Raw genomic sequence first — 21,106 nt, 5'->3', positions numbered from 1 at the left:
CGCCACCCCGCCCCCACCGCCCCGACAGCCCGCTAGGCAGCCATCGTGAGTCGAATCCCCTTCCACCGCCCCGTCCGCATCACGCCCCCGCCGATGCCGGAGGGCCGGACGAAACTGGCCGGCCTGCCCCAGCGGCCACAGCCGCAGGGCGCCGCGGGCTGGCTGATGCTCCTGCTGCCCCTGCTGTCCAGCATGAGCATGGCCGCGTACATGATCGCCTACGGCAAGGCGTGGATGATCCTGCTGGGCATCGCCTTCGTCGTGGTCTCCGTGGGCATCACCATCGGCGTCCGGATGCAACTGCGCAGCCACCGCCGCCGCAACCAGTACCGGCAGCGGGAGCGGTACCTGGAGTACCTGGCCGGGGTGCGCAAGCAGGTCATGCGCTCGCAGCTCGGCCAGCGCGCCGCCGACGCCTGGCGGCACCCGCACCCGGACCGGCTCTGGGCGATAGCCACCCGCCGCCGCCGGGTGTGGGAACGCCGTCCCGGCGACGACGACTTCCTGCACCTGAGGCTCGGCACCGGCACGGTGGCGGCGGCCGACGCGCTCCAGATGCCGGGGCAGAACGACCCGACCATCGACGTCGACACGCCCTGCCAGCACGCCGCGGCCGAACTGATCCGTGCCCACGGCACCGTCGCCGACCAGGCCGCCTGGCTCGACCTGCGCGCCGCGGGCGTGGTGAGCCTGCTGGGCCCGCGCGACCGCACCCGCAAGCTCGCCCAGGCCCTGCTGCTCCAGCTCTCCGTGCTGCACGCCCCCGACGACGTGCGGATCGCCGTCGTCACCGGCGGCAACTCCGACTGGGACTGGGCCAAGTGGCTGCCGCACGCCCAGCAGCCCGACCAGCAGGCCCAGCGCCGCGAACAGGAAGTCGTGCCGCTGCTCGCCGACGACCTCGCCGGCCTCCAGGACCACCTCCAGGCCACCCTCGACCGGGCCGTCGCCGCCCGCGCCGAACGCAACGCCCGCCTGGTCTCCCAGCGCGACACCAGGCCCCGCAGCCACGTGGTGGTCTTCCTCGACGGATACGAGCCCGACGCGCCGTGGGCCCGCTCGGCGCTGCTGTCCGACCTGCTCACCGAAGCGGGCCCCGACCTGGGCGTGCACGTGGTCTGCCTGGTGGAGGAAGAGGGCTCGGAGCCGGGCCGGGTGGACGTACGCGCCCGCACGGACGCACGCGGCGGCCTCGCGCTGGAAGGCCGTACGGCCGCGCTGCACGCCGCCGTCGAGCAGGCCGCCGTGGACGAGGTCGCGGCCGGCGTCCTGGAAGCCACCGCCCGTTCGCTGGCCCCGCTGCGGCTGACCGGCGAGCGCGAACAGGTCCTGTCGGAACACGTCTCCCTCTCCGACATGCTCGGCGTCCCCGACATCGCCCACTTCGACCCGGCCGCCCTGCGCCGCGCCCCCGACGACAGGGAGTTGCTCTCCGTCCCCATCGGCGTCACGGGCACCGGCGAACCGCTGACCCTGGACCTCAAGGAGTCCGCGCAGGGCGGCATCGGCCCGCACGGACTGATCGTCGGCGCCACCGGCTCCGGCAAGAGCGAACTGCTGCGCACCCTGGTCACCGGCCTCGCCATGGCCCACGCCCCCGAACACCTGGCCCTGGTCCTGGTCGACTTCAAGGGCGGCGCCACCTTCGCGGGCGTCACCGAACTGCCGCACGTCTCCGGCCTGATCACCAACCTCGCCGACGACCTCGCGCTCGTCGACCGGATGCGCGACGCGCTGCGCGGCGAACAGCAGCGCAGACAGCGGATGCTGCGCGAGGCGGGGAACGTCGACTCCGTCCGCGAATACCAGTTGCGGCAGGCGGCGGGCGCCACCGACATCAACGGCAAACCGCTGGAGCCGTTGCCCTACCTGCTCATCATCGTCGACGAATTCGGCGAACTCCTCTCCCAACGCCCCGACTTCATCGACCTGTTCGTGCAGATCGGCCGGGTCGGCCGCTCGCTCGGCATGCATCTGCTGCTGGCCACCCAGCGGTTGGAGGAAGGCAGGCTGCGCGGCCTGGAGTCCCACCTGTCGTACCGGATCTGCCTGCGCACCTTCAGCGCCGCCGAGTCCCGCGCCGTCATCGGCACCTCCGACGCGTACACCCTGCCCGCCATCCCCGGCTCCGCCTACCTGAAGGTGGACGAGTCGGTCTATGAACGCTTCCGCGTCGCGTACGTCTCCGCGCCCTACCAGGACCACGACGCCGACAGCGCCGGACCGGCCCTGGAACCCGTGCCCTTCGCCGTGCACGGCGACCTCGCGCCGCTCACCGCGGAGGAGGCCGAGACGCCCGGCTGGGACTGGGACCCGGACGGCGGCTCGACCGAACTCCAGCTCGCCGTCGAGCGGTTGGCCGACAAGGACACCGCGGGCCACCAGGTGTGGCTGCCGCCGCTGCCCCCGTGCTTCACCCTCGACCCGCTGCTCGGCGAACCGGAGACCGACCCGGAACTGGGCCTGCGCTGCGCCCTGTGGCCGTACTCGGGCGAGCTGAAGTTCCCGGTCGGCGTGCTGGACGTGCCCTCCCGGCAGGAACAGCAGCCCCTCGTACTGGACCTGGCGGGCCGTCAGGGCCACATCGCCCTGGTCGGCGCCCCGCAGAGCGGCAAGTCCACCTTCCTGCGCACCGCGATGCTCAGCGCCATGCTCACCCACACCCCCGACGAGCTCCAGTTCTACGGGATCGACATGGGCGGCGGCTCGCTGCACGGACTCGGCGACGCACCGCACGTGGCGGGCATCGCGGGCCGCCGCGACGACGAGCGGGTCCGCAGGGTGCTGGCCGAGGTCACCGGCCTGGTCACCGCGCGCGAGCAGATGTTCCGTGACCTGGGCATCCAGTCCGCCGCCGAACTGCGCGCCCGCCGCGCCTCGGGAGAAGTGCCCGACGGCGTACGCTCCGCCGACGTCGTGCTGGTGGTCGACAACCTCGCGGCCCTGCACACCACCGACGAGAACGTGGTCGCCACCCTCACCGAGATCGCCACCCGCGGCCTCGGCGTCGGCGTCCACCTCTGGCTGACCGCCAACCGCTGGGCGGAGGTACGGATCGGCCTGCGCGACAGCATCCCCGGCCGCCTCGAACTGCGGCTCAACGACCCCACCGAGTCCGAGATCAGCCGCCCCGCCGCCCGCGCGCTGGGCCAGAGCATCCCCGGCCGCGGCCTGGCCGCCGCGGGCCTCACCCACCACGTCGCGCTGCCCCGGCTCGACGCCGTCGACAGCGTCGAAGGGCTCGCCGAGGCCGGGCAGTCGCTGGTGGCCCGGCTCGCCGAGAGCTGGCGGCGGCCCGCCGCCCCGGCGCTGCGCGTCCTGCCCGCGCGGATCACCGTCCGCGAGTTGACGGCCGCCGCCGCGCTGCCGCCCGCCGAACGCTGGGAGGGCCACGGCCCCGCCCTCGGCGCCCGCGAAGTGCCCATCGCCCTGCGCGAGTCCGACCAGCGCCCGGTCGGCCTCGACCTGACCGCCGACGCCCCGCACTTCGTCGTCTTCGGCGACTCCGGCTCCGGCAAGACCGCGTTCCTGCGCGCCTGGATGCGCGGCCTGGCCGCCCAACACAGCGCCCGCGACCTGCGCTTCATGGTCGTCGACTACCGGCACAGCCTGCTGGGCACGGTGCCCGACGAGTACATCGGCGCCCGCGGCGGCAACGCCGACCTGGTCGCGGCCCAGGCGCAGGCCCTCGCCGAGACGCTGCGCACCCGGATGCCCCCCGCCGACGTCACCGCCACCCAACTCGCCGCGCGCGACTGGTGGCAGGGCCCCGAGCTGTACGTCGTCGCCGACGACTACGACCTGGCCGCGGGCGGCATGGGCCACGGCCCGCTCGCCCCGCTGGCCGAATTCATCCCCCAGGCCGCCGAGTTGGGCTTCCACCTCGTGATCGCCCGGCGCGTCGGCGGTGCCAGCCGCGCCCTGCTGTCCGACCCCCTGCTGAGCAAGCTCAAGGAGATCGGCACCGACGGGCTGCTGCTGTCCGGCGACCACCGCGAGGGCGTCCTGATCGGCGACCAGCGCGCCTACCGCCGCCAGCCGGGCCGCGGCACGCTGATCCGCCGCAGCTCCGCCGTCCCCGCCATCGTCCAGGTCGCCATCGACGAGCTGAGCGAACAGACCCCGGACGAAACGGCCCCCGGCGCAACGGCCCCCGCCGTCGAGCCGGTGCCCGCGGGGGTCGTGGCCGGGCACGGCGACGATCCGGGTTCCCCCGAACCCGCCGCCGGGCAGCCCGACGTGGCCCGGTACGTCACGGGACCGGTGACCCGCCTGGGCGGCGGCCCCGAGAACAGCACCCGTCCGAGCAGCACCCGTCCGAGTAGCAGCGGTACGCCCGAGGAAAGCGGCCCCGACCATGGCTGACGCGGATTCCGTACTCAACACCATCAAGCTCGACGACATCTACGAACTGGGCAACGCCTGGATCCGGATGGGCGACGACCTCCACGAGCGCAAGGTCGCCGTCAACGGCTACGTCTCCGAGCTCGGCATGACCGGCAAAGCCGGTGACGAAGCGCGGCTTGCCTGGCAGGACGGCGTCGCCCCGACCATCGACAGCGCCGCCGAGACCGCCTGGACCATCGGCCAGACGATCAACCGCTACGCCGACGAACTGCACAAGGCCGCGGCGGAGTACGCGAAGAAGCTCAACGCCGCGATGTGGGCCGACATCCTCGGCGCCCTGCTCGGCGCCGTGTTCTTCGCCCTCGGCCCGCTGCTCAGCGGACTGCTCGCGATGATCGGCCAGTTGCTGGCCCGGCTGATCCCGATCATGGCCCAGGTGGCCGCCCGGATCGGCTCGGTGGCCACCGCGGTCATCGAGATCACCGGCAGCGCCGTCATCGGCGCCGCGTCCAACCTCGCCTTCGACCTCGCCGTCGGCAAGATCGGCGCGGACATCGCCGGCACCGACTACGACATCGACTGGAGCATGGAGGCGTGGAGCCTGGGCATCGGCGGTGCCTTCGGCGGCATCGGCGGCGGGCTCGGGGCCTTCCACTACACCCCGCGCCCCGGAAAGCCGGGCACCGGCCCCAAGACCGGCGCCCCGCCGCCCGTCTCACCTCCGCCTCCCACGCCGATCGGCGGCAAACCGCTGAGCGGCGGTGGCGGCGGCGGGAAGTTCCCGGTCGGCGAGCCCCCGCCGCGGCTCGGCGGCGGCGACCACTCGAACCCGATCACCGACGGATCGTCCAGGGGCGGCCACGCTCCCGAGTCAGGACCGATCGTCACCAAGAACTCCTCCGGCGGCGAGTTCAACGGCACCAACAGCGGACCCGGCCACCACTCCAGCGACGTCGGCGCGCCCCTGCCCGCCCCCAAGGGCGACGGCACGCCCGGGGGTTCGAAGGATTCGGGCAGGCCGCTGGGCGCTCCGCCCGCCAACCCGCACGGTGTGAAGACCCGTCCGTACGGTGACGGCGGTTCGAACGGGTCGTCGGGCTCTTCGGGTTCCTCGGGCAGGGGCGACGGCCCGGGTTCGTCCGACCCGGGCAGGCCGCTGGGCGCTCCGCCGGCCAACCCGCACGGTGTGAAGACCCGTCCGTACGGTGACGGCGGTTCGAACGGGTCGTCGGGCTCTTCGGGTTCCTCGGGCAAGGGCGACGGTTCGCCCGGCGGTTCGAAGGACTCGAACAAGACGCTGGGCGCTCCGCCCGCCAACCCGCACGGAGTGAAGGAGCGTCCGTACGGCGAGAGTTCCGGCGATTCGAGCGGGTCCGGCGGATCGTCCAAGCCGCTGAGCCCGAACCCGATGGACAATCCGGGCAGGCGGCTGGGCGGCCCCGGTGAGAATCCGTTCCCCGGGCCCGGCACGAAGTCCGAGGGCGGCGGCCCGGCCAAGGCGCAGCCGACCGGGCCCGGTTACAACTACCCGGCGACGAGTTCCCACGGCCGTCCCGACGGATCGGGCTCCACCAATCCGATGGACAGGCCGGGGCAGCGCCTGGGCGGTGACAAGCCGGACCCGAACAGCGTCTGGAAGGAGCCGAATCCGGACGCGCCGGGCAGCAACGGCCCGTCGAAGGCCCAGCCGACCGGGACCGGTTACAACCACCCGGCGACGCCGTCCCACGGCCGAGCGGACGGATCGTCCGGGTCGGGGAACGACGGGAAGCCCGGCGGGCCGGGCGGGTCGAATCCGATGGACGGGCCGGGGCACCGCCTCGGCGGCGGCAAGCCGGACCCCAACAGCGTCTGGAAGGAGCCGGGTTCCGGCGGTCACGGCGGCGGCTCGCGCGACAGCGGATCGACGGCGCCGCCCGCGCCGAAGGCCCATCCGCGTACGGGTCCCGGCCACGACAGGCCCGCGACGCTCGGCGACCAGCCGGGCGGTTCGCAGAAGGGCGGCAACGCGGCGGGCTCGGGCGAGGGCGGCGGCAATCTGCGGTCCAACCAGGGCAACAGCAGCCACACGCAGATCGAGACCGCGCCGACGCAGCACGAGCCCGGTTCCGGCACGAACTCCGGTTCCGGCAAGGGCGGTCACTCCGACAGCGGCCAGAGCGCGCCGCCTCCCCGGAAGGAGACGACGGAGACCGCGCCGCCTCCGGGCGAGACCCAGCCGACCCCGGTGGCCCCCACGCCCAAACCGCCGGTACCCCCCGGCAAAGAGGGCGGGAACTCCCAGGGCGGCAACTCTCAGGGCGGCAACTCCCAAGGAGGGAATCACCAGGGCGAGAACTCCCAGGGCGGGAATCCCCGCGGCGGGAATTCTCAGGGCGGGACATCGAAGCCCCCGGCTTCGAGCGGCACCGGACCCGACCCGATGGCGAACCCCGGCCGGACGCTGGGCGACGGGAAGCCGGCGCCGGGCAGGGAGCCGCGTTCGGACGGTTCGTCGGAGTCGCCGGCGGCGCCGTTGAGTCCGAATCCGATGGAGAATCCGGGTCGTCGGCTGGGTGGTCCGGGTGAGAATCCGTTCCCCGCGCCGGAGTCGAAGCCGCAGGGTTCTGGTGGGTCGGGGTCGCATTCCGATCCGATGGCGAACCCTGGCCGGACCTTGGGCGGCGGAAAGCCCGCGCCGGATTCGGGCTGGAAGGAGCCGCGTTCGGGCGGTTCGTCGGAGTCGTCGGCGGCGCCGTTGAGTCCGAATCCGATGGAGAATCCGGGTCGTCGGCTGGGTGGTCCGGGTGAGAATCCGTTCCCCGCGCCGGAGTCGAAGCCGCAGGGTTCTGGTGGGTCGGGGCTGCATTCCGACCCCATGGAGAACCCCGGCCGGACCTTGGGCGGCGGAAAGCCCGCGCCGGGTTCGGTGTGGAAGGAGCCGGGTCAGGGCGGATCGTCGGAGACGTCGTCCAAACCCGTCAACTCCGACCCGATGGAGAATCCGGGACACCGCCTCGGCGGCGGCATCCCGGACCCGAACGGCCTGTGGAAGCCGCCCGGTTCCGGCAACCGGGGCGACGGCTCGCACGGCGGCGGACCGAAACTGCCGCCCGCGCCTCGTAAGAGCACCGCCTACAAGGGCCCGGTGACGCTCGACGACCTGCCGGGCGGCCGGTCGAACTCCGGCAGCGGGAGCTCGGGCGACGGCCCCGGCAATGTGCGGCCCAACCAGGGCAACAGCAGCCACACGCAGATCGAGACCGCGCCGACGCCGCACGAGCCCGGTTCCGGCACGGGCTCCGGTCCAGGGAAGGGCAGTCGGCCTGACGGCGGCCAGACCGTACCGCCGGCAGGCAAGGAACCCCCGGCCGCCGCGCCGCATACGAAGGAGGACCCGCCGGCCACGGTGGTCACCGAGCCCAAGTCGCCCGCGCCCGCGGGCAAGGAGGGCAAGCAGTCCCAGAACGGCAAGTCGACGTCGGAGACCACCACCGAACCGGCCCCCGGCTCGTCGGACAAGGGCAAGGGCAAGGAGCCCGCCACGGACGGGGGCAAAGGCAAAGAGCCCGCGACCGACGAGGGCAAGGGCAAAGGCAAAGAGCCCGCCACGGAGGCGGCGCCCCCCTCGGAACATGTGCCGCCGGGTGAACAGCCGCATGAGCAGGAGGGGTCGGGCCACGGTTCCGGCCTGAGCGATTTCGACAAGGCGGTACTGGCGCACGAGATCAACCGGGAGTTGCAGCGGCTCGATCCGCGGCGTCCTCCGGTGCGGCCCGCGGACGTGGACGACCTGCACGCGCAGTTGCCCGAATGGCGGCAGCGTATGCCGTTGCGTCCGCGCGGTGAGGCCATCGCCCAGACGATGGTCACCGGCCGTCCCCTGTCGCTCCCCGGCGGGTCCTCGTATTCGGGTTCCGGAGGGTATTCCAGGACGTCCGTCTACACCGATCCTCCGAGGGAGGAGAGCAGGCCGCCGGTGTCGTCTTCGGGGCGCCGGTCGAGCCGGCGGCCCGATCCCTCCTCCGGGTCGGTGCGGCGGCCGGGCCTGCTGTCCTATCCCTCCTCCGGGTTCAGCCGCCGACCGAGCGGGCCGCCCGCCTCCGCGCCGAGGAGGCAGCCCGGTTCCGGGTCGCGCGGGCAGGCGTACCCCCCGCCGTCCGGGTCCGGCAGGCAGCAGTACCCGCCGTCGTCGGGATCGAGCCGACAGCCGTACCCCTCCTCGGGTCCCAGCCGGCAGCCCACCCCCGTCTCCGACTTCAGGGACGTGGAGATGACGGACGCGCCGCCGCCCCCGCCCCGCGCGATGCCCGCACCTCACATGCCGCCAGGGCAGCACGCCCCCTTCTACGCGCCGACCGCCACCGTTCGGCCCCACGGTATTTCCGACGGCCAATGGCACGAAATCCTTGAGGCCCAACGGATATCCGAGCGATGGCACAGCGACTACTACCAGCGGATGGGTCTTCAGGAAGAGGCGATTCGGCAGAACCTGCGAAATCAAGGATTTCCGGTCTCTCCGCACGACACATTGCCGTTCGAGCCGTTGCCGCGTGAGATCGAGTTGTTGAACCTCGGTCATCACATCTTCGCCGACGTACGCGCGATTCTGCACGGGGGCCAGTCGAATCAGGCGTCCTCGGTCGCGGCCACGGGCGGGGCGCTCCAAGTACGCCTTTCTCTGGCCCGTCAGGTCGCTCCCCGGCACCAGGCCAGCAGTCCCATGGAACAACTGGGGCAGAGCGCGGCCACGGCGTCCATCACCTGCACCGGCAACTGCGGTGAGCACGCGGCCTTGACCTACACGCTCCTGAACCAGCACCGGCTGCCCGACGGCATGCGCATCTGGCACGTGCCGCTGAATCTCCACTGGGGTGAACGCGGCGACAACCCCACCGCGCCGTACACCGACCACGTGTTCATCGCGGTCGGTTATCCCGAGCGGCCTCGTAACATCGTCCTGCTCGACCCGTGGGAGGTGAACGCGACTCCGATCTTCGCCGGGGACCCCGCTTTCCGTTTCCCGTTCCTGGTCGGTCCGCGCAATGCGCCGTCGATCACCCCGCGGGCCGTGCTCCTGCCGAATGACGGAATCGACTACCTGGCTATCGGCCGCCGTCAGATCGGGCCCGAAGTCCACGACATCATGGACTTCACCGGCGCGCCTATCCCCGCCAGTCAGTACCGGGGCGTTTACAACATGTATCAGGACTTCGCGATGCCCGCGCCCGTCCGGAACATGTATCCGGCCGGCCCCGCGTGGGACGCCTACTTCGCGTACCGGCACCCTCAGCCGCCCGGCCTGATCCGGCCGAGTGGTCCAGCGGGTCAGCCGCCCGGCCTGATCCGGCCGGGCGGTCCGTCGGGTCAGCCGTCGGGCTTGATCCGGCCGAGCGGTTCGTCGGGTCGGCCGAGCGGCTCTTCGGGGCGACCGGCCGGGCTGTCGAGGCAGCCGAGCGGCATGTCGCGCCAGCCGAGTGGCTCATCGCGTCAGCCCAGCGGTTCGTCGCGTCAGCCAAGTGGCTCTTCGGGGCAGCAGGGCAGTTCGTCGCGTCGGCAGAGCAGCTCTTCGCGGCGGCCGAGCATGCCGTGGGACCAACAGGGTGGGCCGGCCCGCACGCTGGGCGGTTCGCCGGACGTGGGGATCGATCCGATCCGGGAACAGTGGAACATCGGGCGTGTGGTCACGCTGACGGAGCCCCGCTCCGGCACGGGTCTGGTACGCGGTCCCGCGCCGGAGACCGGTCCGCGCAGGACCGGTGGGCCCGGCGAGTTCGCGTCGTTCGACCTGCCGCTTCCCCCGGCCGACACGCCTTCGTCGTCCCGCCCGCTGGGGTACGAGGTCGATCCGGGCGGTTGGATCAGGCTGCCGGACGGCACTGTCCTGTCACCTGGCGGCTGGGTCAGCTTCGGGGACGACTTCATCCACACCCCCACGGGTGCGATCATGCACGGTGACAACGGCTGGATCGGCGAGGTCGGCAACATCGAGCAGATCGCCGAGATGTGGCACCACTTCGACCCGTCCGCGGCCCCTCACCTGCCGGTGCCCTCCGGGGACGGCCTGCACATGGTGCCGGTACGCCCCGGCGACCAGGCCGTTCACATCCCGCTGCGGCCCCGTACCGACTCGGAGACGCAGGCGGCGGCCCCGGTGGCGCACCCCGGCTCCGAAACGCCGGGGCCCCGTGGCACCGTGCCGACCGGTACATCGGGCACGGCTGGCACATCCGGCACAGCGGGTCCGTCCGCCAAGGGCAAGGAGCCCGCGACGGGCGGGACTTCCGACTGGGAGGACACCTCCGCGACGACCTGGCCGCCCGCCGGTCTGCCGGTGGTGCCGGTGCGCGCGCCCGTACCGGTGCCGTCCGCCGCGCCGTCGCCTTCCTCGACGGAGGCGTCCGGGCACGGTTCTGACCTGAGCCACTTCGATCAGGTGATTCTGGTTCTGGACATCAACCGGGAGCTGCGCCGGCTGGACCCGGCGCACCCTCGGGTGACGTTGGCCGATGTGCCGGAACTGCACGCGCTGTTGCCCGAATGGCGGCAGCGTATGCCGCTGGGCCCGCGCGGTGAGGCCATCGCCCAGACGCTCGTGGTCGGTCACCCGCTGGTGCTGCGCGGTGGCTCGTCGTCGTATTCGGGTTCTGGCGGGTATTCCAGGACGTCCGTCTACACCGATCCTCCGAGGGAGGAGAGCAGGCCGCCGGTGTCGTCTTCGGGGCGCCGGTCGAGCCGGCGGTCCGATCCCTCCTCCGGGTCGGTGCGGCGGTCGGGCCTGCTGTCCTATCCTTCCTCCGGGTTCACCCGCCGACCGAGCAGGGAGTCCTCCTTCACCGAGCCGAGGCGGCAGCCGTACCCCTCGTCGGGGTCGAGCCGGCAGCCGTATCCGCCCTCTGCGGGGTCTGGCCGGCAGCCGTATCCGCCGTCGTCGGGGTCGAGCCGGCAGCCGTACCCCCCGTCGTCGGGGTCGAGCCGGCAGCCGTATCCGCCGTCCGCGGGGCCGATTCGGCCGCCTGCGCGCTCCTTCGAGCCGGAGGACGTGGTGATGGCGGACGCGCCGGCCTCACCCCGCCCGCCGATCTGGCAGCCCGCCCCCTTCTACGTACCGACCGCGACGGCTCCGCCGCCCGGCATGGCGCCCGAGCAGTGGTTCGCCATCGAGCAGCACAACCGTCAGTCCGTGCAGTGGCACACCCAGTACTACGCGCAGCGGGACGCGGCCGAGGCGGCGAGTCGCGGCGGGCGGCGGGTGGGGATGGGCGACCCCCTTCCGCTGGACATGCTGCCGGCCGAGCCGTTGCAGAACGAGCTGTGGCTGATGAACCTCGGCCATGAGATCTTCGCCGGGGTACGCGAGATCCTGCACGGGGGCCAGTCCAACCAGGCGTCCGCGGTCGCGGCGTCGGGCGGGGCGCTCCTGGTGCGCAACCACCTGGCCCGTCAGGTTCCTCGTGTCCAACCCCGCAATATCCAGGAGTCGTTGGGGCAGAGCGCGGCCCAGGCGTCGCTGGTCAACACCGGCAACTGCGGTGAGCACGCGGCCCTGACCTACGTCCTCCTGAACCGGAGGCAGCTTCCCCCGGGGATGGGGATCTGGCACGTGCCCCTCAACCTCCACCCGGGCGAGCATCCGTTGCAAGCCGTCGCGCCGTACACCGACCACGTGTTCATCGCGGTCGGCTATCCGGAGCGGCCTCGTAACATCGTCCTGCTCGACCCGTGGGAGGTGAACGCGACTCCGATCTTCGCCGGGGACCCCGCCTTCCCCTTCCCGTTCCTGGTCGGTCCGCGCAACGCGCCGTCGATCACCCCGAGGGCCGTTCCGCTCCCGCACGACGGGGTGGACTACCTGAACGTCGGTCTCAACCAGATCGACACGGGCGCGATCCTCAACATCATGGACTTCACCGGTACGCCTGTCGCCGCCAGTTACTACGAGGGCTTGTACAACATGTACCAGGACCTCGCGATGCCGTCGCCCGTCCGGAACATGTATCCGCCCGGCCGCGCCTGGGACGCCTACTTCGCGTACCGGCACCCTCGGAGCCCCGCCTCGAACCGGCCGAGCGGCGGTTCGTCGGGTCGGCCGAGCGGGTCTTCGGGCCGGCCGGGAGGTTCGTCGCGCCGGTCGAGCGTGTCCTTGAGCCAGCCGGGCGGCCTGTCGCGGCGGTCGAGTGTGTCGTCGGGGCGGCCGAGCGGACTGTCGCGGCAGCCGAGCGGTATGTCGGGCCAGCCGAGCGGGTCTTGGGACCGTCCGAGCGGTTCGTCGGGGCGGCCGGGAAGTTCGTCGGGGCGGCCGAGCGGCTCGCGGGATCTGCCGGGCAACTGGTACGGACTGCGCGGCGGTTCGCCGGACGTGGGGATCGATCCGATCCGGGCGCAGTGGCTCGTCGGTCGGGTGATCACGATCATGGAGCCCCGATCCGATACGGGTCTGGTGCGGGGTCCGGTGCGCGGTCCCGCTTCTGCGGCGGGTCCGCGGACGGCCGCCGGGCCAGGCGAGTTCGCGGTGTTCGACCTGCCGCTTCCTCCGGCCGGGGCGGGTTCGTCGTCACGGCCGCTGGGTTACGAGGCCGATCCGGGCGGTTGGATCAGGCTGCCGGACGGCACCGTGCTGTCACCTGGCGGCTGGGTCAGCTTCGGGGACGACTTCATCCACACCCCGACCGGCATGATCATGTACGGGGACAGCGGCTGGATCGGTGAGGTCGGGAACATCGAGCAGGTCGCCGAGGTATGGGACGAGTTCGATCCGTCCGCTGCCGCGTACCTGCCGGTGCCCTCCGGCGACGGCCTGCACATGGTGCCGTTCATGCCGGGGGACGAGGCGGTCCACGTTCCCGTGACGCCTCGTGACGGCGCCTCTTTCGCGGCGCCGCGCGTGGGCGCGGGCGAGGACGTTCCGTCAGGGAAGGGCAAGGAGCCCGCTACGGATCAGGCCCCGGCGGCGGATCAGGCCCCGGCGGCGGGCGAGGTCCCTGTCACGGGCGAGGTCCCTGTCACGGACGAGGTCCCCGCCACGTACGAGGTCCCTGTCACGGGCCCGGTGCCGGTGTCCCATTCGGTACCGGCGACGCCCGTGGCCGTACGTCCGTCGCACGCCGCACCCGAACCGCCGTCCCCCGCGCGCTCGCAGGAGGACCGGCTGGCCGAGCGCGGGCTGGCGCCGCTCCACATCCTCGACCAAGGGGACGCGGTGACACACGCGTTGACCGCCGTCGCGCCGGTGGAGAGCGGACGGCTCGTGGGGCACGGACGGCCCGCCGGGTCGCAGGAGTTGCGGGTCACCCTGGCCGACGCGCTCGTGGCGGACGCGCAACGGCCGCCGGGGGAACGGCGATTGTGGCCGTCGCTCACGGGCCTGACCGCCCCCGGACGGACGGCGCCGCTCGTCGGCTCCGAGAAAGAGGCCGTCGAGGCCGTCCGTACGGGGACCGGGTCCGATGACGCGGACTGGCTCGTCCTGGCGGTGGCCGCACCCGTGCTCAGGCTCCGGCTCACCGTACTGACGCCGGACGGCACCCCCTGGACGACAGGACCGGAGGACGGCCGCCCCGTCCTGCTCTTCCAACAGGCGGACCCCGCTCCGTACACCGCGCGGTGGGCGGCGACCGAGCCCGTCGACGCCGTACCGGAGCAGCGGCCCGTACCGCCCGTACCGCCGCTGTCGGCACCGGAGTCGGCTCCGGCTCCGGCGCCCTCGGCACCCGGCCGGCACGTGGCGGCCACCGTCCCGTCCGCGTCTCCGTCCGTGCCGCTGCGACTCGGCTTCGGCACGTCCAGCGGCCCGCGGCACCGGCCCGCCGCCGGCGGCGAACCGGCGCCCGAGGTCTTCTTCGGCTCCGAACCGCGCCCGGTCACGAGGCGGTGAGGGCGAGAGCGCCGATCGCCCCGGACACCCCGGCGGATCCGGTGCCCGCACCGGCACCGGATCCGCGAGGGGAACCACCGTAGCGGGGTTCGCGTGCCGTGTGATATTCGTGGTGCGCAAGGGGAGTGGGGGGACTCCGCTCAACAGGCGGTACGGGCACGGCCGCGCATGGCACGCGGCCGGTGGACGCCGCACGGGCCGGGCGTCGCCGTCCCGCCGGTCCTTCTGCTCATGTCGTGCCCAATCCGTGCCCATCCGGTTTCGGGGACGGCCGTCGGCCTCGGTCCCGGTGCTTCACTGGCCGGGTGTGACCTGAGGGCCTTCATACGCGTCTGACGGATGGGCATCTCTTTGTTGGACTCTCTGCGAGTGGGGAACGGGCGTTGAGCGACACCGATCAGGACGAGGCGAAGCGGCGGCGGCGGGCACGGTTCATCGAGGTGCTCACGACCAGTGCCCGTCAGCCGGGGGAGCGTTCCCGGCTGGGCTCGAGGGTCGCGGGCGCCACGGCCGTACTGGCGCTCGCCGCGGGCGCCACCATGGGCATCGGCGCCTGGCGCGGCCACCAGGCCGACCAGGACGCGAAGGAGCTCGCGGCCGCGCAGACCAAGGCGGCCGACCGGCTGGCCCACTTCCCCACGGGGTCCGTCAGCCCGACCGTGACGAAGCCGACGCCGACACCGAAGCCGTCGCGTTCCGCCACACCCAAGCCGCCGGTCCACATCACCCACTCGCCGACTCCTTCGCCCAAGAAGACCAAGAAGGCGGCCACTCCCACGCCGACCATCGCCGTCTACCCCTCCACCGCGCTGCTCCTCAACGCCGCCACGGCACTGTGCGCCGACATCCCCTATTACGGCGCCGGCAAGGTCGGCGGGCCCGTCAACACCCACAAGTGCGACGGCACCAGCAACGACAACCAGATCTGGAACATGCGCGTCCAGCCCGTCGGCAAGGGCCCCGGCGGCACCGACCTCGTCCTGTTCGTCAACGCCAAGGACGATCTCTGCCTCGACATGCCCAACCACGGTGCCCAGCCCGCCGGCACCACCCTCAACGAGGCCAACTGCGACGGCACCCTCGGCGACAACCAGCTCTGGTGGCTCGAACCCGTCGGCAACAGCGCCGTCCACATCCGCAGCTACATCAGCGGCAATCTCTGCATCCGCCCCGGCAACGTCAACTCCGGCGGCTCCGACCGCCGCCTCATGATCGACACCTGCGGCACCAACGACGAGTCCCGCTGGTTCCTCTACCCCGCCTCCGCCTGACCCGCGCCTCCGCTTCCCAGGTCCTGGTAGAACGCGGGGGCGTCGTCGAAGGTCGCGTAGAGGTCGTTGACGTTGTCGCCGTCCGCGTCGCCGATGAGGTCTCCGTGCCGGTTGACGGCGGTCATCGCGTTCCAGCCGCCGCCGATCAGCGTCCCGCGCCCGTCACCGCGCAGGAAGTACATCTGTCCGGCGGGGGAGCGGTCTCGCGGGACAGGCAGAACAGGGCGGAGCTCAGAACGTGCCGTTGAGCTCGTACCACGCGTAACTCTGTTCCTTCGCCGGGCGGAAGGTGCCGTGGCCGGTGCCGGAGTACAGCACCTGCCGGCCGACTTGCCCATTGCGGAATTGTCCGTTGGTGACGGTGTTGAGGTCGTTGATGCCGTCGCCGTCGGTGTCCCCCACGCTGATGAAGGAGTCCATGGCGTTCCAGCCGGGGCCGATGAGTTTGCGGGTGCCGAAGGTGCTGTGGCCGGTGCCGGGGTAGAGCCAGAGTTTGCCGGTGGTGTCGCGGGCGAGGAGGTCGTTCTTCTTGTCGCCGGTGAGGTCGCCGGGCCCGGTGAGGGCGTTCATGGTGTTCCAGCCGCCGCCGACCAGGCGGCGGGACATGAGGTGGCTGTGGCCGGTGCCGGGGTAGAGCCACAGTTTCCCGGCCTTGTCCGCGGCCAGGAGGTCGTTCTCGCCGTCGCAGGTGAGGTCGCCGGCGGCTGCGATGTAGGTCATGGTGTTCCAGCCGGGGCCGATCAGGCGGCGCGCCATGAAGCCGCCGCGGCCGGTGGCCGGGTACAGCCACAGCTTCCCGTCCTTGTCCCGGGCGAGCAGGTCCTCGATGCCGTCACCGGTGAAATCGCCGTGCCGGGTCATCGCCGTCATGGAGTTCCAGCCGGAGCCGATCAGACGGCCGCTGTAGTCGCCGGGCGCGAACCACAGCCGCCCCGCCTGATCACGGGACAGCACATCCGCCCGGCCGTCCCCGTCGATGTCACCGAACCCAGCCCTTTCCGGGCTCTTCACATCAACCCACGGCCCGTACGCCGGCCAGGTGCACTCGCGTTCGGTTTTGTGGAACTTCAGTGACGTCATCGCCTTCAGATACGGCCCCCCGCCCTCCGAGTTCGGGAGGTCCCAGGCTCCGGTGCCGTCGGTGCCGTACAAGCACGCGTAACTCGACGTTCGGTTGTCGGTCCATTTCAGCTTGCCGTTGAAGGATCCGAAGGACGACAGGTCCGTCTTCGTCTTCATCATGCTGCCGGTGGCCTCATCACCCGTCCACCCGCAGAAGTAGCCCTTCGGACACGTGGCATCCCCCGAGGCCGCCTGAGCGGGCACCGCCGCGGGCAGCACCCCCAGCACCGCCCCGGCCGTCGCCATGGCCCACTGCCGCACCGTTGCCCTGCGCATCTCCACGCTCCCCCCAAATGCCCCCGCCACGGAGACACGACCCGTGAATATAGCTCAGCCCTGAACACGCACCGCGGCCGATCGCCGCGGATCCCAGTCCAGCCGGGTCCGCGCGTCACGGGGACCGGCGCCTCGGGCACAACCAGGAGCCGTGCCGGCCGTTCCTGATCCCGACGTCTCGTACCCCGACGTCTTGTACCCCGACGGTGCCGCCTGTGGCAGCCTCGTCACCGAGTCGGAGAGCGATGTCGAAGCAGGCCTGTGGGATGCCGAGTTGGGGTCGTTGCTACTGCGGGTGGGCGAACGCTTCGGGCGGGTCGAGTCGCGTCGGCACATGCGGGACTACGTGCGCGGCCTGTCGGGGCCGGTGGGCCGGAAGAACAGCTGGCAGTCGGCCGAGCATGCGGGCCATGGCTCCCGCTACGGTCTGCGGCGATTGCCGTCGTGGTGCCAGTGGGAACCGGACGGGATCCGCGATGACCCGCAGGAGTACGTGGTCAAGCGGCTCGGGCAGCCGGACGGCGTGCTGATCGTTGGCGACACCGGCTTCCTGAAGAAGGGCACCGTCTCAGCCGGGGTGCAAAGGCAATATTCCGGGACGGCCGGGCGTACGGAGAACTGCCAGATCGGAGTGTTCGCCTCCTACGCCTCCGACAAGGGCCGGGCCCTGGTGGACCGCGAGCTCTATCTGCCCAAGTCCTGGACCGAGGATCCCGGCCGGTGCCGCGCCGCCCGGATCTCCGAGGGCAAGTCCTTCGCGACCAAGCCGGAACTCGCACGTGCCACGGTCCGGCGCGCGTTGGACTCCACGCTGCGGATCGCCTGGGTGACCGCGGATGCGGCCTACGGGCAGGAGCGGCACTTCCGGCGGATGCTGGAGGACGCCGGCGTGGGCTACGTCCTGGCGGTGCCAAGTCCCAGCAGGTCAAGACACCAGCGGGCAGCTGGCGCATCGACCATGCCCTGAGCGGCGCACCGGCCGAGGCATGTCCAACTGGCGCCGCCACCACCAGGCCATCGCCCGGCATCACCACTACCAGCGCCTAAGGCTCTCCGATCGGGTGAGTCACGAACCGCCGCCGCCCTGACGCCGCGTCAGCCGACTAGACTCAGAAGCAGCCTCCTGACCAGGGTATATAGAGAAGTGCAGCTGGAGTACTAGTACTCCAGCTGTAGATCGTGATCGCGCTGGGGGTCTGCCTGGCTTCGGGCGTTCCCGCCCGTCGGAGTGGGCGTCAGGCGCCCGATTGGGCGTTGAGGAAGCGATAGATGCCGTCGCGGATACATGGCGGGATGTTCAGGACCGGCAGGTCTTCGGGGCATAAGAACTGCAGCTTTACGCCTTCGGTAAGTTCCAGGGTGGTCTCGTCGCCGTCCCATGAGGCGGCGAAGGCGGTGAGGATCTTATTGGCGTTGGTGGGGTCCTGGATCTCGAAGAGCTCAGTCATGCCATCAAGGGCAAGGCCGACTTCTTCGTTGAGCTCGCGGACGATTGTTTGGGCTGGGATCTCGCCGGGTTCGCAACTGCCGCCCAGCAGGCTCCAGTGCCCCGGCCAGGCGATGCCCTCGATGTCATCGCGCAGGTGCAGAAGGAGTTCGCCGCGTCCGTTGGTGATGATCGCAACTGCTCCGCGCGGCTCGGCGGCAGGTGGCCTGTCGGGAAGAGCCATGGAGTTCACCCGCTCACCATAGTGATCCGATAGCCAGTCACACGAGACCCGAGAGTGGTGGTCTGCCCGGCTTCACTGGTGCGGGCCGCCCACCACAGACTGCGCACTGCTGGCGATGATAGTGGCTTGCTTGGGGCCGAGCCTGGTGGCGGCGTCGCCAGTGGGACCAGCGGAGCCGGTGTGCTGTGTCGTGGACGGGCCGGACGACCAGTGTGACGAATAGGCGCTGGATCTATTTGCAGGTGAGCGGGATCAGGCTGTCGGGGATGGGTTGGCGGGCGTGTTCGTCGGCGCGGACGCCGACAGTCGCCGTGCCCTTCTTCAGATCGCCCGTCTCGTCGACCACGAGCACGGCCTCGGTGTCGTGCAGGTCCTCGACCACGTAGGCGCGTAAGTCGTCGCGGATCGCGTCGGCGTCCCATTTCGCGCGGCGGAGCAGGTGCTGCATGCCGTCCGGAGTGGAGTCGCCCGCGTGCTGGGCCAGGGTCCAGAAGTTCTTCCACAGCAGGTCTGACAGCAGACCGGAGACGAGTCGCCGCACCCGGCGGCGGGGTTCAACTCGGGCGAACCGGCCTGCGATTCGGCTCATCACGCCCTCGAATGCCTCCTGCCAGTGGGCAGGCACTACGCTGGCGTCCGAGGTCGCCGGGTGATCATTGGTTGTCCACACAACACCTAATGATCAACGGCGGCCTCACCTGCTTGGACGCCACCGGATCCAGTAGTCGAGCCCCTCGACCCGATAGCGGGCCCCGGCGTCGAACCGCACCTCGCCGACCAGTCGCCTCGCATCGTCCGGCAGTTGCCGGTACGGCGCCAGAAGCAGGGTCAGCTCGTCGTAGCGGGCGTCGATCCCGCCCTGCCCGGGATAGGTCTCCGGCCTCACCGTGCCCGCGTCATCGCGCTCGTTCCACCTGGCGAAGATCGCCCACTGCTCGCGCTCCAGCCTCACGACCGTGTTGCTCGCAGGCCAAACGCTGTACTCGTCCGCTTCGTCGGCGTCCTCCCAGTCGTGGTCCTGGAAATAGTGGGGCCTGCCGTCGACGTCGGCGAGGCCGGTACGAGGTCCGCTGCACCACTCCAACTCGACGTACACACGCTCGAAGCCGTCCGAGATCAGCTGCACTTCGTTCCAGGTCTCAGCCACACGCGCAGGCTACCGACGACCGACCCTCACATCCATGATCACGATCTACGGCTGGAGTACTAGGCCGATTCGCCATGCCACAGGAGGCAGTGGCGATGGCCGTATACCACCTACCGGCCGGCCTCGGCCCGGTCTCGCTCGGCACGTGACAGTCACGCACCAGCGCCGTCACGGTGGGCTCCCGAACTCGCTGTCCCACAGACGTCGCAAAGCCGGTGAACACACGCCGTCCGCACGCAGTGTCCCGTTGATCCTTGTCCGAAGCGGCGGGAGAGGCGACGGCGGCGAAGTACGCGCACCCCACGCCCGACCTGCCCGCGCTGCGCACCGCCGTGAACGGCTCCTCCAGCCGCCACCACTCGCCGTACGCGGCGTCAACTTCTTGCGCCCCGCGACTGGCCGGGCGACCAGGGCTACGTCGGAGGCACCCCCGACCCCGTCACCGGCCTCACCAACCTCGGCGCCCGCGAATACGATCCCGCCCTCGGCCGCTTCCTTGGCCCCGACCCGCTGCTGGACACCGACCGCCCTCAGCAATGGAATGGCTATAGCTACGCTGACAACGCACCCAGCAACGCATCCGATCCATCCGGAGAAATGCTCTACGATGACAATTCCGGCCTGGGATTCGGGAATGCCAAAGGAATCAAGGATTACTACAGCAAAAACTTCCCTAGCGTCAAATACAGCAAAGAGTATCGAACTGATGTAGTTAAGGATGGCCGTGGTAATAGCTATCGGATTGGCGAAGAGAAGGGAATCAGCGCAGACGAAGTCAGCACGCGAAAGTATCTGAATTCTGCGCTGCGGTCAGGAGGGGACTACTCCGACGGAAGCGATGGAGGGAGCGGGCAGCAATATCTGCCGGTAAATCCGATCAAAGGTTCAAGGAAGGGCAGTGGAACGGCGGACCTAGTACGCCTCACATGGCGCAATGGGTTGCTGACTAAGGTTGACGCAGTCGACATCTACACTCCCGCTACCCAGAAGAATGACGTAAGTCCTATACTGCGATCCATTAAAAACAAGGAGGGCCAAGGTGATGAAGTCGTCGTAAATATGAAGAATGTCGATGAGGGGCAGGTGCGTGATCTAGTACAAGCTGTTTCGAATACAGATTTCAAACTTGACAGAGTGACGATAATCAAGGAGTCGTCCAGCTTCTATGATGAAATAATCGACCTATCCGGGTCCACGCTAAATGCTGGGTCTCCCGATCTTAATACCGGTTCATTTGGTGCTCCCGCGCCTAATCCGGATCCGGTAGGGGGCAACGATGAAGGAACGTCGGGTGGGAGCTCCTACACGGGTCCCTGTCATTGTGAAGGAGCGGATGGAGGTCCAGCGGGCGGTCCTGTCGATCCTTCGCGGATCATTGAAGAGCTCCTAGAAGGTAGTGGAGAAGATGGCGTCGCTTGAT

Annotated in this window: 9 protein-coding genes and 3 pseudogenes; 7 read left to right on the top strand and 5 right to left on the bottom strand. The window is 70.7% G+C overall.

Annotation, left to right across the window (positions count from 1 at the left end; all coding sequences use genetic code 11):
- The first annotated feature begins 45 nt into the window (after positions 1 to 45).
- From eccCa to BGM09_RS13645, 3 genes are all read left to right on the top strand, one after another.
- Positions 46 to 4,365 carry a type VII secretion protein EccCa gene (gene eccCa / locus BGM09_RS13655; protein ID WP_188281809.1) on the top strand — a complete coding sequence of 1,440 codons (4,320 nt, stop codon included), beginning with the start codon at positions 46 to 48 and terminating at the stop codon, positions 4,363 to 4,365.
- Positions 4,358 to 14,200 (top strand): hypothetical protein, encoded by a 9,843-nt coding sequence (locus BGM09_RS13650; protein ID WP_188281808.1) that lies wholly within the window; start codon positions 4,358 to 4,360, stop codon positions 14,198 to 14,200. Before eccCa ends, BGM09_RS13650 begins: the two co-directional genes overlap by 8 nt.
- 383 nt (positions 14,201 to 14,583) lie before the next feature.
- Positions 14,584 to 15,471, top strand: a complete 888-nt coding sequence (locus BGM09_RS13645; protein ID WP_188281807.1) for an RICIN domain-containing protein — start codon at positions 14,584 to 14,586, stop codon at positions 15,469 to 15,471.
- On the opposite strand, the gene BGM09_RS13640 is transcribed toward BGM09_RS13645, so the two are convergent.
- Together BGM09_RS13640 and BGM09_RS13635 are read right to left on the bottom strand one after the other, a co-directional pair.
- Positions 15,453 to 15,653, bottom strand: a complete 201-nt coding sequence (locus BGM09_RS13640) for a hypothetical protein (RefSeq protein WP_188281806.1) — start codon at positions 15,651 to 15,653, stop codon at positions 15,453 to 15,455. The two genes, BGM09_RS13645 and BGM09_RS13640, sit on opposite strands and share 19 nt — an antisense overlap.
- A 49-nt stretch (positions 15,654 to 15,702) precedes the next feature.
- Positions 15,703 to 16,869: an FG-GAP-like repeat-containing protein gene (locus BGM09_RS13635; RefSeq protein ID WP_223186815.1), complete on the bottom strand. Its 1,167-nt coding sequence runs from the start codon at positions 16,867 to 16,869 to the stop codon at positions 15,703 to 15,705.
- 151 nt (positions 16,870 to 17,020) lie between these two features.
- On the opposite strand from BGM09_RS13635, the gene BGM09_RS13630 reads away from it, so the two are divergent.
- Positions 17,021 to 17,836: an IS701 family transposase gene (locus tag BGM09_RS13630; protein ID WP_411158301.1), complete on the top strand. Its 816-nt coding sequence runs from the start codon at positions 17,021 to 17,023 to the stop codon at positions 17,834 to 17,836.
- 268 nt (positions 17,837 to 18,104) lie between these two features.
- Here the strand turns inward: BGM09_RS13630 and BGM09_RS13625 are convergent, their stop codons facing one another.
- From BGM09_RS13625 to BGM09_RS13615, 3 genes and pseudogenes are all read right to left on the bottom strand, one after another.
- On the bottom strand, positions 18,105 to 18,539 hold the full coding sequence (locus BGM09_RS13625) for an NUDIX domain-containing protein (protein ID WP_188281842.1): 435 nt from the start codon (positions 18,537 to 18,539) through the stop codon (positions 18,105 to 18,107).
- Positions 18,540 to 18,831: 292 nt separating this feature from the next.
- A pseudogene (locus BGM09_RS13620) lies at positions 18,832 to 19,128 on the bottom strand (transposase); the annotation flags it as partial.
- Between the two features lie 105 nt (positions 19,129 to 19,233).
- Positions 19,234 to 19,686, bottom strand: a complete 453-nt coding sequence (locus tag BGM09_RS13615) for a hypothetical protein (RefSeq protein ID WP_188281805.1) — start codon at positions 19,684 to 19,686, stop codon at positions 19,234 to 19,236.
- Between the two features lie 56 nt (positions 19,687 to 19,742).
- On the opposite strand from BGM09_RS13615, the pseudogene BGM09_RS37670 reads away from it, so the two are divergent.
- From BGM09_RS37670 to BGM09_RS13610, 3 genes and pseudogenes are all read left to right on the top strand, one after another.
- Positions 19,743 to 19,835, top strand: a pseudogene (locus tag BGM09_RS37670) (DUF6193 family natural product biosynthesis protein); the annotation flags it as partial.
- A 268-nt stretch (positions 19,836 to 20,103) separates the two neighbouring features.
- A pseudogene (locus BGM09_RS37665) lies at positions 20,104 to 20,268 on the top strand (RHS repeat-associated core domain-containing protein); the annotation flags it as partial.
- A 15-nt stretch (positions 20,269 to 20,283) separates the two neighbouring features.
- Positions 20,284 to 21,105, top strand: coding sequence for a hypothetical protein (locus BGM09_RS13610; RefSeq protein ID WP_223186813.1), 822 nt, complete (start codon positions 20,284 to 20,286; stop codon positions 21,103 to 21,105).
- The last annotated feature ends 1 nt before the right edge of the window (position 21,106 follow it).

The sequence above is a fragment of the Streptomyces sp. CBMA29 genome (genome assembly GCF_014596445.1).
GTDB lineage: Bacteria > Actinomycetota > Actinomycetes > Streptomycetales > Streptomycetaceae > Actinacidiphila.
This window is presented reverse-complemented; position numbering and strand designations above follow the sequence as displayed.